Genomic DNA, 14,097 nt, shown 5'->3' with positions numbered 1-14,097 from the left:
GTCAGGCACACGCTGACGTCCCACGAACTAGGGAGTGACCGTGCACTCCCTGCGACAGTACGACCTACTGATCAGGCCCGGAGTCACCCGTCTCGTCCGAGGGCGGCGATGCCTCCGCTGCCGAAGGCTGCCAACGCCGAGCATCTTCTGTACGCCCTTGGGACACGAGCAGCCTGATCAGTTCACGTTGTGCTATCGGTTCTCCACCTTGTGTCGCCTTCGTCAGCCACGCTTCCGCCTCGGCTGCGTTTCCGGCGCGGAGGAGAAGCAGCCCGAGGTTGGTCGTCGCCGCTAGGTGTTCCTGCTCAGCCGCCTGGCGGTACAGCCTTTCCGCCGCTTCGTGGTCGCCGGTGGCGTTGAGCAAGACGCCCAGCTTGTTCATGGCCCCGGGCTGCCCCTGATCCGCTGCTCGGCGCAGCCATTGCCCGGCTTCTCCTTCGCGCCCTCCCTTTTCGAGGGCCTGAGCCAAGGCGAACATCGCGTCGGCATCCCCACCGATGGCATCGCGGAGCAGGCTGCTCAACTCCGCCTGGGACGGGAGGCCAACCTTGTCGCCGGTCGGAGGCGGACCGTAGTAGGCGTTGTCGGGCGGCAATGACAGCACGACCGGCACATTCCACGAGCGCTCGTCGGCGTAGCACATGATGGTCAGCCGAACCCGGACGACCGGTTCGCGACCCGGCATGAGATGCCGCTGCGCGTTCACTTGGAACTGATACGTCCGGCCGGCAATGGTGACGAGCCGGTCCTGATGGCGCTTCCAGCCATCCTGAAAAGTGAGGATGTGAGTACGCCGTTCCGGGTTCAGCGGCTGTCCGTCGTTGTCGGTGTAGGAGAATTGGTCGTCGTCGAGGCGGACAGCTACCAGCGACAGCTCCTGCTGCGGACCTTTGAAGACGATTCGTCCCTCGAACAGGCCCATCAGGCTGCCCCAGTTCGCTTCCTTTGTCGGCCTGACTCGATACCAGTCCTGGAACTCGAAGACCGGCTCGGCTTCGGTCTCGCGGCGGTCCAGCTCGATCTGCAACGCGCGTTTGTTGAGCCTAGTCTGGGACACGGAGATCACAGTGCTGGCCAACGCCATGATCAATGCTACGAGGGCGATCCAGTCAGAAGGAGCCACGAGACATTATGTGCTCCTGCCGACTTCGCGTATCAATGTTCCTGAGTGCCAGCGACGAATGTCGAGTATGGATCAAGTTGGTGGAGCCGGCCGGATTCGCACCGGCGTTCTCCCGCTGTGCAGGCGGGCGCGTCGACTGCTGCGCTACAGCTCCGTGGACGGCATACTATCGCCGTTCCTCCGCCGGCGCGTACCCGATAAAGCCGCTCTATCCCCGTTCCTTGGCCAGTGTGCGGATGAGTTGCTCCGCCCACGGCTCGCCCCGGTAGGCGGCCGTGTAGACCGACGCCTCGTGGACCGTCTCCTTCTCCGGATCCGCTCCCCAGGCCATCAGCTGCCGGATCACCGACTCGGGCGCGCCTGCCATCAGCGCCTGGTAGAGCGGCGTACGCCCGATCCGGTCGGGGGTGTCCACGTCGAGCCCGGCCGCCAGCAGCGCCGGGGCGAGCCAGTCGAAGTCGCCGCACATCGCGCCGTGCAGCAGGCTGCCGCCGGTCGAGTCGCGCATCAGGGGATCGATGACGCCGGACGCCAGCCCCGCGAGAATCCAGTCCGTGTCGCCCGCCATCAGCCGGTCGCGGATCTCCCGGCACCGCACGGCGAGCGCGCGCGGCAGCCGCCCCTTGCCCGTGTACCACGTCTCGCGGACGGCGAAGCAGCCGGAAGGCTTGCCGCCCAACGACTTCAGCACGTCCTCGCGGCCGATCTCCGTCGCGTCGTGCGCCGTCAGCTGGAGCGCGTTGTCCGCCACGCGCACCTCGTGCCACTGGCCGCGGCAGCGCACGCGTACCGGTTCGGCGACCGGTGGCTGCGGTGGCGGCGGCGGGGCGGTCGCGACGCCGGGATAGAGGGCTTCGCGTACGAGGGGGTGCAGGTCCGCCCGCTTCATCAGGCCCGCCTCCAGCAGGGCCAGGTCCACGGGCACCGGCTGGGCCAGGATCCGCGGCGTCACCTCGTACCAGTCCGACCGGTCGCTCTGCTCGACCGTGAGCGTCTCCCCCACCCCGATTTCGAGGTACGCGTTGTGCATCGTCGCGACCGAGTCGGCCCCGAACGCCCTGGCCGCCTCGCGGGCGAATTCGCGCAGCCCGTACGGGAACGTCGGCTGCGACGGTCGCAGGTCGAGCGAGACGGCGTCCCCGGCGGGCAGCTCGAAACCGCACACCCGCCACGCGTCCGCCGATCGTCCGTCCGCCAGCAGTCGGCACGCCTCCCTCGCGTATGGACTGTCGAAGCCCCACGCCCGGGCCACCTTGCCCGCCTCGCGCACGTCCCACGCGTACCGGGGCAGGGCGAACCAGCGCTCCTCCTCCATCCGCGACACCGGCTCGGCGGTGATCCGCAGCCGCTGCGGGCTGAACGGCGCGATCGGCAGGCGTACGCGGATCACCGGCTCGGTCGCGGCGTTCTCGCGCGGGAAGAGCACGGCCGAGACCCGGGGCAGCACGGTGTTCATGCCCGCGAGGTTGCGCGGCAGGTGCCACCAGAGCAGGTCGACGGAGAGGTGCCGCAGATCATCCTCGATCCGCTCGGCGCTCGCGGCACCGTACGTGCGCGCGATGGCGTCGAGGTCGATCGCGATGTCGGTGTGCTGTTCCCGCGCCGCGCGGCGCCAGTCCCCCGCCCGCCGGTACGCGTCGGCCTCGGCGATCGCCCGGTGGTCGGTGGTCAGCCGCCGGATGCGGGCCCATTGCGTCAGATCGTCGCGGAGCGCGGCGTACACGAAAGGCACCTCCAGGCGGGACGGCTCCGGGCGGGACACCTGCGGAGGGGTGAGCGACAGACCGGCCGGATTCGAACCGGCGTCCTCCATTTCCGCAAAGTGGCGCGACGACCTCTGCGCTACGGTCTGCCGCGCGGCACTCTACCGCATCCCATCGGTTCGCCGGTTCACGGCCGTGACATGGGCGGAAAGGTTTTGGTAAGGCGGGCGCCCTAGCGTGCGTTCCGCAAGCCGATGCACCTCACGGGGAATCGCACTTCACGGGGAAAGGGAATCACATGAACGTCAAGCGCACGCTCGTCCGCAGCGCCGCGGCTCTGGCGGCCGTCGGGCTGGGCGCGGTCGCCGCGGCCCAGCCCGCCGCCGCGGCCGGGTATGCCAGCTGCACCAAGGGCAAGTCCTGCTACTACACCTCGCAGGGTGGCGGCGGGTCGAAGTGGGAGGCGCCCTCGCCCGGCAACTGGGTCTTCGCCAACACGGTCTGGTACGAGAACATCTCCTCCTTCGACAACATGACCGCCGGCGGCGACGTGTACTTCTACGACCGCAACAACTACCAGATCTTCCACATCAGCACCGGCGTCTACGGCGGGATGCCGTACAACGCCGACAACAAGACCTCGTGGATCCACATCAACTGGTAGCCACGAGCTCGCCGCGGGGGGTCCACATGAGAATCATCCAACGCCTCGGGATGGCCGGCGTACTGCTGCTGGCCGCCTGCGCGGGACCCCCCGCGGGGCCGCACGGCGACGACGCGGCGGCCCGCGCCGCCCTCGCCGACGTCGTCGACCTCTACGCCCGCGTCGACGCAGTCGACGGCCGGCTCATCGACCAGTGTATGGAGCGCAAGGGATTCCACGTGCATCCCCCGCATCCTGCCGTCGTCCTGTTCACCCCGCTGCAGGACCCGCTGGGCCGCTCGCCGCGGCTGGACGCCGCGCGTACACAGGGCTACGCCTTCACCGCCGCGGAGTCCGCCGAGGCACCGCGCAACGCCGCGTTCGACGCGCTGTCCACGGCAGACAAAGACCGCTACTTCGGCGCGCAGTACGGCTACCGGCCCGGCGCGGCGACACCCGACGCGCCCGGCACGTGCACGCGTACGGCCATGGACGCGCTCTACGGACCGGGCATCGCCCCGCCCGCGGCGCCGCTGGCCGAACTGTTCCACGCCGCCGCCGACCGCTACCAACAGGACAACGGCGTACGCGCGGCCGTCGCCGCCTGGTCGAGCTGCCTGTCCGACCGGGGCTTTCCGCGATTCGCCACGCCGGCCGACGCTCGCCGGCATGCGTTGCCCCAGGGCGGTCCGGGCGGAACCGGTCCGACCCCACGGGAGATCGACCAGGCTGTCGCCGACGCCACGTGCGCCGACTCGACCGGCGTACGCGCGCGCCAGGAAGAAGTCTGGGCACCGTCAGCGACCGAGGCCCTGCTCGCTTACGCGCAACGCATCGAGACCTACCGTCAGCAGCTACGCGATCAGCTCGAACGGGGCCTGCGGGCGCTGACGCCGCCGGACCGGACCGGCTGACGCGCACCTCGATGCTCCCTCGGCTGAACGCTCAGTCCGGCACGGCCTCCCGCATCAGTTCGGCGCCCTCGCGCCGCCGCCGGAGGAACGCCAGCAGCAGCATGACCGCTCCGGCCGCGAACGCGTACACCATGATCTCCCGCAACGCGACCTCCACCGAGACCGCACAGCACGCGTCGTTGCCGTTGGGCGGGCCGAGCATGGCGGCACTGAGCGGGCCCGGCACAATCTCGTTGACCACCGCGATGGCGATGAGCGCCCATCCGGCGGCCGCCGGACCCTGCCAGGGAACGCGCGGCAGGAGCAGGCAGGCCAACGCCAGTGCGGCCAGCGCGAGCGCCACCGCGATCAGCACCGTCAGCGCGGTATCGAACGGCCCGTCGATCCACAGGTATATCGGGCCGAGCCCGGCGACACCGCAGACCGTGGCGAACAGTGCCGCGACGAGACCGGCCAGCGGGCTCCACAAACGACCAACCATGCCGCAGGCTATCGCGTACCCAACATGATCATGTGCCCGACCGCATTGCGACCCCGCACCGTACGGTGCCATCCTGGGCCATATGCACGTTGTATCGATCTACACCTATCCCGTGAAGGGCTGCCATCGGATGGATCGCGACACCGCCCGGGTCGAGCCGTGGGGCCTGGACGGCGACCGGCGCTGGCTGATCGTGGACGAGGACGGCATCGGCCTGACCCAGCGCCGGCACAGCGAGCTGGTGACGATGCGAGCGACCTCCCGCCCCGGCGGCCTCACCCTGAGCGCGCCCGGCCTGCCCGCACTCGACCTCACCGAACCCAGCCACGGCCAACTGCTTCAGGTCCGCGTGTTCCGCGACCGACCGCTTTCCCGCGTACGCGCGGCCGGCCCCGAAGCCGACGCGTGGCTGCACCGGCTCCTGGGGCGGGCCGCGCGGCTGGTCTGGCTCGGCGATCCCGCGGCCAACCACGTTCCCTGGCAGGTGCCCGTCGGCAGCGGTGCCGAGGTGAGTTTCGCCGACGGTACGCCGCTGCTGCTGACCAACACGGCGTCGCTGGACGAGTTCAACCGGTGGCTACGCGAGGCGGACAGCGCCGAAGGACCGCTCCCGATGACGCAGTTCCGCCCCAACGTGGTCGTCGACGGCGCCGCGCCCTGGGCCGAGGCGGGGTGGGTCGGCCGCCACATCCGCATCGGCGGGTCCGTGTTCCACGGTGTCGGCGAATGCGGTCGCTGCCAGGTCGCTCTGATCGACCAGGACACCGGCCGGCGCGGGCGGGAGCCGCTCCGGATGCTCGCCGCCCATCGCAACATCGACCGGAAACTGCGCTTCGGCCTGCAGATGACCGTGCGGTCCGGCGACCGTACGCTCAGCGTCGGCGACACCGTGGCCGTGCTGGACTGACCGCCTCACAGCGGCGCGAACAGGAACCCGCTGAACTCCCCCGTCGAAGAATCAGACCTCGATGTGCGAGCCCATGATGACGGTGCGGTCGCGGGGCAGCCCGAACTGCTCCGCCGCGTCCGCGGTGATGTAGGACGTGGCGATGAACAGCCGCTTGCGCCACCCCGCCATCGTCTTCTCGTCCCCGCGGATCAGCTCGATCTTGGACAGGAAGTACGACGCGTCGGCCAGGCTGAGCTCGCCCTCGGTCGCCTCGGCCGGGATCGCGGCGAGCGCGGCCGGCACGTCCGGCGTCTCCATGTAGCCGTAGCGGGCGACGACGTGGAAGATGCCGTCGTCATGACCGAGGTCGTCGACCGTGATGCGCTGGTCCGCCGGTACGCGCGGCACCGGCTCGGTCTCGATCGCCAGGATGACGATGTGCGCGTGCCGGATGTGGTTGTGCTCGACGTTCGCCCGCAAAGCGAGCGGGGCGGTCTGCTTGCCGCGGTTGAGGAAGACCGCGGTGCCCGGGACCTCCAGCGGCGGCGGCTGGTTGTCGTGCAGTTCGTCGACGAACTCGTACAGTGAGCCCTCGGCACCTTCGCGCCGGGCGGTGACGACCTGCCGGCCCTTCTGCCACGTCGTCATGATCGTGAACGCGGTCAGCGCGATGGCCAGCGGCAGCCACGCGCCGTGGATCAGCTTCGTCAGGTTCGCCGCGACGAACAGCAGGTCCACCGAGAGCAGCACGGTCGCGCCGCCGATGATCAGCCACAGCGGTTTGCCCCAGCGCATGCGGGCCACGTAGAAGTAGAGCAGCGTCATGATCGTGATCGTGCCGGTGACCGTCATGCCGTACGCGTACGCGAGCGCCGCGGAGCTGCGGAACGCGAGGACGAGGGTCAGCACCGAGACCATGAGCAGCCAGTTGATCCACGGAACGTAGATCTGGCCCATCTCCGACTCGGACGTGTGGGCGATCCGCAGCCGGGGCAGGTACCCGAGCCGGGCGGCCTGCGCCGTGACCGAGTACGCGCCGGTGATGACGGCCTGCGCCGCGATGACGGTGGCGGCGGTGGCCAGCAGCACCATGGCGAACTGGCCCCAGCTGGGCACGAGCAGGAAGAACGGGCTGGAGATGTGCTCGGGGTTCTCCAGGATCAGCGCGCCCTGCCCGAGATAGCTCAGTACGCAGGCCGGGAACACGAGCAGGATCCAGGCCCAGGTGATCGCCCGGCGGCCGAAGTGGCCCATGTCGGCGTAGAGCGCCTCGGCGCCGGTGATGGCCAGCACGACGGCCGCGAGCGCGAAGAACGCGATGCCGAAGTGGTGGAAGAGGAACCCGAGCGCGTACGTGGGCAGCAGTGCCTTGAGGATCTCGGGGCGATGGGTGATGCCGACGATGCCCGTGATCGAGATCGACGTGAACCACAGGATCATGACCGGCCCGAACAGCTTGCCGACGGCCGCCGTGCCGCGCCGCTGGACCAGGAAGAGGATCACGATGATCACAGCGGTGATCGGGACGACCGCCGGTTCCAGGGAGGGCGTCGAGACCTTCAGGCCCTCGACGGCCGAGAGCACGGAGATCGCGGGGGTGATCATGCCGTCGCCGAAGAACAGCGCGGCGCCGAAGATCCCGACCACGGCCAGGGTCCCGGCGGCCTTGCGGCCCGGCGTGTGCCACCGGCGCAGCTGGGTGATGAGGGCCATGATGCCGCCCTCGCCGTCGTTGTCGGCGCGCAGGGCGAGCAGCACGTAGGTGACCATCACGACGATCACGACCGACCAGAAGATCAGCGAGATCACGCCGAACAGGTTCTCGGTGCTGACCGGGACCGGGTGCGGGTCGTCGGGGTTGAAGACAGTCTGCAGGGTGTAGATCGGGCTGGTGCCGATGTCGCCGAACACCACGCCCAGCGCGCCCAGCACCAAAGCAGGGCGTAGCGCCTTCGCATCGTGTCCTGTCACGTGATCCTCCCCGTCCCCCGCGTACGCGTGTCTGCCGGAAAGATACCGGCCGCGCGGGTGCAGTAGATCACGGCCCGCCGCGCGGCGCTCAGCCGCGCGTGTACCGCAGCTCGAACACGTGGGCCTCGTCGATGTACGAGTCCCCGAGCGTGCTCATGCGCGGGTGCCGGTACGCCGCCAGGTGGTCGAGCCCGTGTTCGGGGAGGTGGCCGCGGCCGGGGTCGCCGATGAGGACCCGCCCGCCCGCCGCCAGTACGCGGTCCAGATAGGGCAGGACGTGCTCGGCGATCTCGTCGTTGTAGAAGGCGTCGCCGACCAGGACGACCTGCGCCTCGCGGCCGGTCCCGCCGAGCAGGTCGCCCAGGTGGGTCTCGACCACGGCGTGGTTCACCTCGGCGTTCAGGGCGATCGCGGCGGTGGCCAGCGGATCGATGTCGTTGGCCACGGCATGGCCGCCGGCGCGGGCGGCGGCGATGGCGGCGAGCCCCGAGCCGGAGCCGATGTCGAGGACCGACCGGCCGCGCACGAGCTGCGGATGATCCAGGATGTGCCGGGCGACGGCCTGCCCGCCGGCCCAGGCCGAGGCCCAGAAGGGCGCCGCGAGCGGCGCTTTGGCGTCCGCTTCGAGCCGCGCCCACAGCAGGATGGCGTCGGTCGCGAGGTGGAGCCGGATCTCGGGTACCAGCGGCACCGCCGTCAGCAGCAGCTGGTCGCCGGCACGGGCGTCCGCCGCGCCGTCGGCGACCAGGCCGCTGAGGTACTGCACGGCGGTCGCCGGGCTCGCCGGACCCGCGGGTACGAATATGTCGGTCACAAGGCTTCTCTCGGGTCAGTCTAGTACTACGGTGGGTTTGTGCGGATTCGTCAGAGTGATGTGGCCTTCGTTTTTTCTCGCAGGTCTCCATTCCGCACCCGAACGGGAGACGGCACATGGCAACAGGAACCGTGAAGTGGTTCAACGCCGAAAAGGGATTCGGCTTCATCGAGCAGGACGGCGGCGGCCCTGACGTGTTCGTCCACTACTCCGCCATCGCCAGCGGTGGCTTCCGCCAGCTGGACGAGGGCCAGAAGGTCCAGTTCGAGGTCAAGCAGGGCCAGAAGGGCCCGCAGGCGGACAACGTCACCGTCGTCTAATCCGTTTGTCCTTCCGGGGCCGGCCGGACGCCGGCTCCGGAAGCGTAGCTCATCAACGACCCGACACTCGGATGACTGGCCACGGCGCACCGGCGTGATCCGCCCACGAGGTGCGCCGAAAACAGCTGGACGCCTGTTCGCGGCCGGCCCGATACTGTGCGGCTGGCCTGCCGTGGCCGGCCTCGGGCGGCCACCACCGCCGCACCGGGCGGGACGGGTGGAGGCGGGTAAGACCACATGCCGCACGAGGGCTCGGACGAACAGATCCTGCGCCGGCTGCACCGCGGGCTGCGGGAGCGGCGCCCACCGCAGGACGTGGTGATCGACCTGGTGGCGCTGCGGGCGGACCGCTGGCTCAGCGCCGTCGGTACGCGTGACCTGTACGCGATGTTCCGCCACGAACGCTCCCGGCGGGACACCGCCGCGGTGCAGGTGTACGCGACCGGTTCGTCGATGCCGAAGGTGTGGCGGCACCATCCCGGCCTGGCGCGCGCGTACGCGGCCGCCGAGAGCGCGGTGGCCGTGGTGACCTGCGCGGCCGGGCGGACCGCGCCGGTGGCCGCCGACCCGGCCGACCCGGAGTCGCTGGGCGCCTGGCTGGCTGCGGCCCTCGCCCTGCTGGGACTGTCCACGCAGGAACCCTGGCCGGCCCGGTCGACGATGCCCCGCAAGACCGTCCTGGTGACGTGGCGCACGTGGTCCTACCACCGGCTGCCGAAGCCGAAGGGCGCCCGGGGCGAGCACGGCGGGCACGCCGACGCGCGGGACCGGATGGACGCCGCGACCCGCCGTGAACTCCTGCCCGGCGTCTCCGTACGCGCGTACCGGCGGGCGGTCCGGTCGGTGCTCCACCTTCAGCAGCGCACCGCCGTCCTGGCCGCGGAGCGCGACCGCGAGGCGTCGGTGGCGTTCGGCAAGTCCCGGCTGGCGTACCTGATCGAGGAGGACGAGTTCCTCGCGTGCCCGGCGACCGCCGCGTTCACGGCGTACTACGTCGCGCGGCTGAACATGCGTACCGTGTTCACGTCGGGCAGCCAGTCCCGGCCGATGGACGCCCTGGCCGGGGAGTTGCTGACGGTCGCGCTGGCCGCGCCGACCTGCCGGCCCTGGGTGCTGGCGTCGGTGCTGACCCAGTGGCGTATCCTTGACCAGCTCGACGACGCACAGTGCGGCGTGCTCATGGGTCGCTACTACGAGCACCTGGCCGCGTCGGCTCGGGCGCTGCGCCGCGGTTTCGACCCGCTCCGCGACCGGACCCAGATGATCACCCGGATGGGCGACGACTCGTCCACGTGGAACACCGCGTCGCGGGCGTTCAACCAGGCGCGTACCGGATGGTTGAACCTGCTGCGCGGGCTCGGCTACGACGACGTGCTGGAGGCGAGCTGCCCGGGCAAGGTGCCCGCGCTGGTGGCGGCGGACGTGGCGGCGTGGCACCGGCTGGAGGGCCGCGAGCAGCACGTCGACGTACGCGTCTGGGCCGACCTCCCGCTGCCCTGGGACGTGGTGCTCGGTGGCGACGACTGCCCCGCCGACCTCGTACGCCGAACCTGCGCGCGCCGCGGCGTCGACCCGGAGGCCGACGGCTGGACGCAGCCCTACCGGCAGGGATTCCTGGAGCTGCCGGCGCCGGCGCCGGACCTGGTGCACGGCGTCGCCGTGGCGTCGCCGCTGCTGGCCGGGGTCCTTCGCCGCCACGGTGTCTTCTCCGGACAGTCGTAGCGGATATTCGGTTGCCGCCGCAGGGGTTCGGCGGGCATGCTCGGCCGGCACGGCGGTAGCTCAGAGAGCCGGAGGAGGCTCCGGCCCGGCAGAGCGGGCGGCTCACGACCTTCCGCCCCGTCCCCGTTTCGACCACGGGACGCCGTGCGCCTCTGGCCGGGAGTCCGGATTCGCTCCGGACCCCGGCCGGCACAGCTGCTACCGCGCATTCCCTCGGGCCACGCCGACCGCGAACACACCGAGGCAGGTGGCCCCGCCCGCGAGCGCCACCGCCCAGCCCGCCCCGGTGCCCAGCGCGATCCCGCCGAAGACCGCCGGCCCCAGGCCCTGCGCCGTCATGAGGCCCGCCGTCAGCAAGCCGAACGCCTGCCCTCGCAGCTCCTGCGGGACGGCCGCGAGGAACTCCCGCTGCAGCCCGAGCTTGTAGGAGAAGCCGGCGCCCGAGCACAGCAGGGCGGCGGCCGCCACCACCGGCGATCCCGTCAGCCCCACCCCGATCAGCGGTACGCCGAGCAGCGCCACCAGCGGCGCGGACAGCCGTTCCCGGCGGGCGGGCGCGACGAACCGGCCGACCAGGAAGTCGCCGAGGAACATACCGACCGGCAGGCACCCGAGCAGGTAACCGGCCGTGGCCGTCCCCCATCCGCGCTGGGCGGCGTACGCGACCAGCAGCCCTTCGGCTCCGACCGCGAAACCGGGCGGCAGCCACTGCGCGACAAGCAGCCGGCGTACGGCCCGGTCGGCGAGCAGTGCCCGGTTGCCGTGCCAGCTGTGCCGCACGACTGAGCCGGCGGCGGTCGGGGCCGGGTCGAGGTCGGGCAGCCGGGTACGCACGGCCACCGCGGCGATCGCGTGCAGGGCCGCGCTGACGAGCAGGGCGTGCTGCGGCCGGCCGAGTGCCGCGAGGACGGCTCCGCCGCCGGCCAGCCCGGCGAGTTGCGCGGCCGACGAGGACATCGTGGACAGCGACCGCCCCAGCACGTACGCGTCCCCGCGCAGGCGTTCGGCGGTCACCCGGGCGGCGGCGCCACCGAAGACGGGCACGAGGCAGGCGACGGCCGCCACGACCGCGAGGTTCGCCGCCGCGGGCAGCCCGGCCGTCGCGAGGAGCACGGCGGTGAGGGCTTCCAGCGCGTACCCGAGGGTGATCACGCGGCGCGGCCGGACGCGGTCGGCGACGGCCCCGAGCAGCGTGGTGCCGAGCAGTTGGGGCAGGAAGCCCGCGCCGAAGGCGAGCGCGCCGAGCAGCGCGGAGGAGGTGGCCGCGTAGATCAGGGTCGACAGGGCGAGGATGCGCAGCGAGTCGGCGGCGATCGCGAGCGCGCGCGTGCCGAACAGCAGGCGGTAGACCGGGTCGGCGAGCACCTCGCGGTAGGTCGCCGGGCGGTCGGCGGTGATGGTCATGCGGGCAGCCTGGCCGCCGCGGCGGCGGGCGGCGAATGATACGTCCCCCGGCGTAAGGTCAGGTGGTGATCCGCTTCGAGGTGGGCGCCGACGACCTGCTGCACAGCCGGTTCGCGGTGTCCCCGGCCATGGAGCTGAACAACATCCTGCGCCGGCTGTCCGGTCGCGACCGGCACCGCCCGCCCTCCCCCTGGCTCGACCGGCTGCGGCCCGCCTTCGCCCGCCTGCGCCGCGAGACCGAGCTCGACGCCGCCCTCGCGCTGCAACGCCCGCACGGCGGCGCCGACTTCATCGCCCGGCCGCCCGCCGGCATGGCCCAGACCTGGGCCGACGACCTCGCCGCCCTGCGCTCCACGCCGCTGCGCGAGGCCCGCGCGGAGATCGCCTCCTATCTGGACGTACGCCCACCGCCCAGCCCGCGGACGGTGGCCGTCCTGCGCGACCGGCAGGTCGTGCGGCGGATCGGCGACGCGATGGACATCGCGTGGCGGGAACTGGTCGCGCCGGACTGGCCGCAGCTGCGGGCGATCTGCGAGCGGGACGTCGTGCACCGGGCGGGACTGCTCGGCCGGGGCGGCTGGGCGGCGGCCCTGGACGGCCTGCACCCGTCGGTCGCCTGGCACGCCGGCGGCATCGAGGTACGCGGCCTGTCCGCCCGCCGCACGGTCGACCTGAACGGCGAGGGGCTGCTGCTCGTCCCGGGCGGGACGATCTGGCCGGGCGTGGCCGTGCACCACGACGACAGCTGGCCGCGGGCGCTGATCTACCCGGCCCGCGGCAGCGCCGCCCTGTGGGAGCCCGACCGGGCCGACGACTCCGCGGCGCTCGCGGACCTGCTCGGCCGCTCGCGCGCCCGGCTCCTGCTCAGCCTGGCCGACCCGGCCAGCACGACGCAGCTCGCCCGCAGCCTGACGATGGCACCCGGCGCGGTCGGCGACCACCTCGCGGTGCTGCGCCGGGCCGGTCTCGTCCGCGGCGCCCGGGACGGCCGGTCGGTGCTCTACGAGCGGACCGCGCTCGGCGACGCCGTGGCCGGCGGATCATCCGCCATGGACTGAGCCGGCGAATATCCGATTGCCGGGAAATCGCGGATCCGCCAGCATCTGCGACCATGCAAGGATCCTCATGGGAGCTGTTCGATCGCGTCGCGGCCGACTATGACGAAGTCGTTCCCTTCTTCGCCTCCTTCGGCACGGCGATCATCGCCGCCATCGATCCGCCGCCCGGCTGCGCCTTCCTGGACCTCGGCGCCGGACGGGGCGCGCTGACGGCCCCCGCGCTCGCCCGCGGCTGCCGCGTCACCGCCGTCGACGCCGCCCCCGGCATGGTGCGGGAGCTTTCCGCCGCGTTCCCGGCCGCCGAGGCGTACACCATGGACGCGCAGGCGCTCACGTTCGCGGACGGCACCTTCGACGTGGTCGCGTCCTCCTTCGCCATCCACATCCTCGACGATCCCGCGGCCGGGGTGGCCGAGGCGTACCGGGTCCTCAGACCTGGCGGGCGGTTCGCGTTCACCGGCGGCAGCTCCCGCAGCCGGGGCGGTCCGGCGGTGTCGGGCGAAGACGAACTGGGCGTACGCCTCAACGAGCTGTTCGGGGAGTTCACCGCCTACCTGCCGCCCAACGGCAGCATGGGTACGCCGGTCGACGCGGCGGACCTGCTGGACGAGGCGGGCTTCGTCGACCTGCGCGAGGACTTCGCCGAGGTCGCCATCCCGTTTCCGGACACCGGGGCGCTGTGGCGGTGGTCGCTGACGCACGGGTACCGGGCCTTCATCGAAGACCTGCCGGACGACCGGCGCGCCGAATTCCACGAGCGGGTGCTGGCGCTGGCGGCGAGGGATCTCGTCCTGCGCCGGGTCAGCGGCGTCTGGTCAGGCCGCAAACCGTCGCCGGCCCAGATCCTGTCCTGTCAATCTTGAATCGCGGCGTCGTTCACCGTGGATGTGATGAGCCGGGGAGAGTCGACCGGCAGTCTTCATCGCAACTCTGACGCGGCTCACGATCGAGAAGACAGGCCCCAGGCGGGATGTTCGTTGATCGCCATCATCGCCTCCGTCAGATCGACCTACTCTACGGGCGCCCCGCGGCAGATTGAGCTGACAAGCAGCTAA

General features: G+C 71.5%; 13 protein-coding genes and 2 tRNA genes. 7 read left to right on the top strand and 8 right to left on the bottom strand.

Going from position 1 to position 14,097, the window contains the following annotated elements:
• Window positions 1-64 precede the first annotated feature (64 nt).
• The 4 genes from G401_RS0107995 to G401_RS0107980 form a co-directional block, all read right to left on the bottom strand.
• Complete coding sequence (locus G401_RS0107995; RefSeq protein WP_157545448.1) at window positions 65-1,084, bottom strand: tetratricopeptide repeat protein; 1,020 nt, start codon at window positions 1,082-1,084, stop codon at window positions 65-67.
• 117 nt (window positions 1,085-1,201) lie between these two features.
• Window positions 1,202-1,277 (bottom strand) — tRNA-Cys (locus G401_RS0107990).
• Window positions 1,278-1,331: 54 nt separating this feature from the next.
• On the bottom strand, window positions 1,332-2,936 hold the full coding sequence (locus tag G401_RS0107985; protein WP_084556943.1) for a hypothetical protein: 1,605 nt from the start codon (window positions 2,934-2,936) through the stop codon (window positions 1,332-1,334).
• Window positions 2,903-2,975 (bottom strand) — tRNA-Arg (locus G401_RS0107980). Before G401_RS0107980 ends, G401_RS0107985 begins: the two co-directional genes overlap by 34 nt.
• 149 nt (window positions 2,976-3,124) lie before the next feature.
• Between G401_RS0107980 and G401_RS0107975 the strand changes: the two genes are divergently transcribed.
• On the top strand, window positions 3,125-3,490 hold the full coding sequence (locus G401_RS0107975; protein WP_027342082.1) for a peptidase inhibitor family I36 protein: 366 nt from the start codon (window positions 3,125-3,127) through the stop codon (window positions 3,488-3,490).
• Window positions 3,491-3,516: 26 nt separating this feature from the next.
• The gene (locus tag G401_RS0107970) at window positions 3,517-4,383 is read left to right on the top strand and encodes a hypothetical protein (protein WP_157545446.1); all 867 of its coding nucleotides are present in this window, start codon (window positions 3,517-3,519) and stop codon (window positions 4,381-4,383) included.
• A 31-nt stretch (window positions 4,384-4,414) separates the two neighbouring features.
• Here G401_RS0107970 and G401_RS0107965 read toward each other — a convergent pair whose 3' ends face one another.
• Window positions 4,415-4,864, bottom strand: coding sequence for a hypothetical protein (locus G401_RS0107965; RefSeq protein ID WP_157545444.1), 450 nt, complete (start codon window positions 4,862-4,864; stop codon window positions 4,415-4,417).
• Between the two features lie 82 nt (window positions 4,865-4,946).
• On the opposite strand from G401_RS0107965, the gene G401_RS0107960 reads away from it, so the two are divergent.
• Window positions 4,947-5,771 carry an MOSC domain-containing protein gene (locus tag G401_RS0107960; RefSeq protein WP_027342079.1) on the top strand — a complete coding sequence of 275 codons (825 nt, stop codon included), beginning with the start codon at window positions 4,947-4,949 and terminating at the stop codon, window positions 5,769-5,771.
• Between the two features lie 51 nt (window positions 5,772-5,822).
• Here G401_RS0107960 and G401_RS0107955 read toward each other — a convergent pair whose 3' ends face one another.
• Window positions 5,823-7,724, bottom strand: a complete 1,902-nt coding sequence (locus tag G401_RS0107955; protein WP_027342078.1) for a potassium transporter Kup — start codon at window positions 7,722-7,724, stop codon at window positions 5,823-5,825.
• A gap of 88 nt (window positions 7,725-7,812) precedes the next feature.
• A complete protein-coding gene (locus G401_RS44250; RefSeq protein WP_157545442.1) occupies window positions 7,813-8,538 on the bottom strand; it encodes a class I SAM-dependent methyltransferase in 726 nt (241 codons plus the stop codon).
• Window positions 8,539-8,654: 116 nt separating this feature from the next.
• Here G401_RS44250 and G401_RS0107945 point away from each other — a divergent pair, with 116 nt between their 5' ends.
• Complete coding sequence (locus tag G401_RS0107945) at window positions 8,655-8,858, top strand: cold-shock protein (RefSeq protein WP_027342077.1); 204 nt, start codon at window positions 8,655-8,657, stop codon at window positions 8,856-8,858.
• 237 nt (window positions 8,859-9,095) lie between these two features.
• Window positions 9,096-10,580, top strand: a complete 1,485-nt coding sequence (locus tag G401_RS52455) for a hypothetical protein (protein ID WP_051366354.1) — start codon at window positions 9,096-9,098, stop codon at window positions 10,578-10,580.
• A gap of 198 nt (window positions 10,581-10,778) precedes the next feature.
• Here the strand turns inward: G401_RS52455 and G401_RS44240 are convergent, their stop codons facing one another.
• The gene (locus G401_RS44240; RefSeq protein WP_034591015.1) at window positions 10,779-11,984 is read right to left on the bottom strand and encodes an MFS transporter; all 1,206 of its coding nucleotides are present in this window, start codon (window positions 11,982-11,984) and stop codon (window positions 10,779-10,781) included.
• 65 nt (window positions 11,985-12,049) lie between these two features.
• Here G401_RS44240 and G401_RS0107930 point away from each other — a divergent pair, with 65 nt between their 5' ends.
• On the top strand, window positions 12,050-13,042 hold the full coding sequence (locus G401_RS0107930; RefSeq protein ID WP_027342076.1) for an ArsR/SmtB family transcription factor: 993 nt from the start codon (window positions 12,050-12,052) through the stop codon (window positions 13,040-13,042).
• A 53-nt stretch (window positions 13,043-13,095) separates the two neighbouring features.
• Window positions 13,096-13,905, top strand: coding sequence for a class I SAM-dependent methyltransferase (locus tag G401_RS0107925; protein ID WP_027342075.1), 810 nt, complete (start codon window positions 13,096-13,098; stop codon window positions 13,903-13,905).
• Window positions 13,906-14,097: the final 192 nt, after the last annotated feature.

The sequence above is a fragment of the Hamadaea tsunoensis DSM 44101 genome (assembly GCF_000428945.1).
In the GTDB taxonomy this organism is placed as follows: Bacteria; Actinomycetota; Actinomycetes; order Mycobacteriales; family Micromonosporaceae; genus Hamadaea; species Hamadaea tsunoensis.
This window is presented reverse-complemented; position numbering and strand designations above follow the sequence as displayed.

What these genes read in the sequence shown, in the direction of transcription:
- G401_RS0107995 (WP_157545448.1), bottom strand. Translation starts at nt 1,084, where the DNA reads ATGGCGTTGGCCAGCACTGTGATCTCCGTGTCCCAGACTAGGCTCAAC.
- G401_RS0107985 (WP_084556943.1), bottom strand. Translation starts at nt 2,936, where the DNA reads ATGGAGGACGCCGGTTCGAATCCGGCCGGTCTGTCGCTCACCCCTCCG.
- G401_RS0107975 (WP_027342082.1), top strand. Translation starts at nt 3,125, where the DNA reads ATGAACGTCAAGCGCACGCTCGTCCGCAGCGCCGCGGCTCTGGCGGCC.
- G401_RS0107970 (WP_157545446.1), top strand. Translation starts at nt 3,517, where the DNA reads ATGAGAATCATCCAACGCCTCGGGATGGCCGGCGTACTGCTGCTGGCC.
- G401_RS0107965 (WP_157545444.1), bottom strand. Translation starts at nt 4,864, where the DNA reads ATGGTTGGTCGTTTGTGGAGCCCGCTGGCCGGTCTCGTCGCGGCACTG.
- G401_RS0107960 (WP_027342079.1), top strand. Translation starts at nt 4,947, where the DNA reads ATGCACGTTGTATCGATCTACACCTATCCCGTGAAGGGCTGCCATCGG.
- G401_RS0107945 (WP_027342077.1), top strand. Translation starts at nt 8,655, where the DNA reads ATGGCAACAGGAACCGTGAAGTGGTTCAACGCCGAAAAGGGATTCGGC.
- G401_RS52455 (WP_051366354.1), top strand. Translation starts at nt 9,096, where the DNA reads ATGCCGCACGAGGGCTCGGACGAACAGATCCTGCGCCGGCTGCACCGC.
- G401_RS44240 (WP_034591015.1), bottom strand. Translation starts at nt 11,984, where the DNA reads ATGACCATCACCGCCGACCGCCCGGCGACCTACCGCGAGGTGCTCGCC.
- G401_RS0107925 (WP_027342075.1), top strand. Translation starts at nt 13,096, where the DNA reads ATGCAAGGATCCTCATGGGAGCTGTTCGATCGCGTCGCGGCCGACTAT.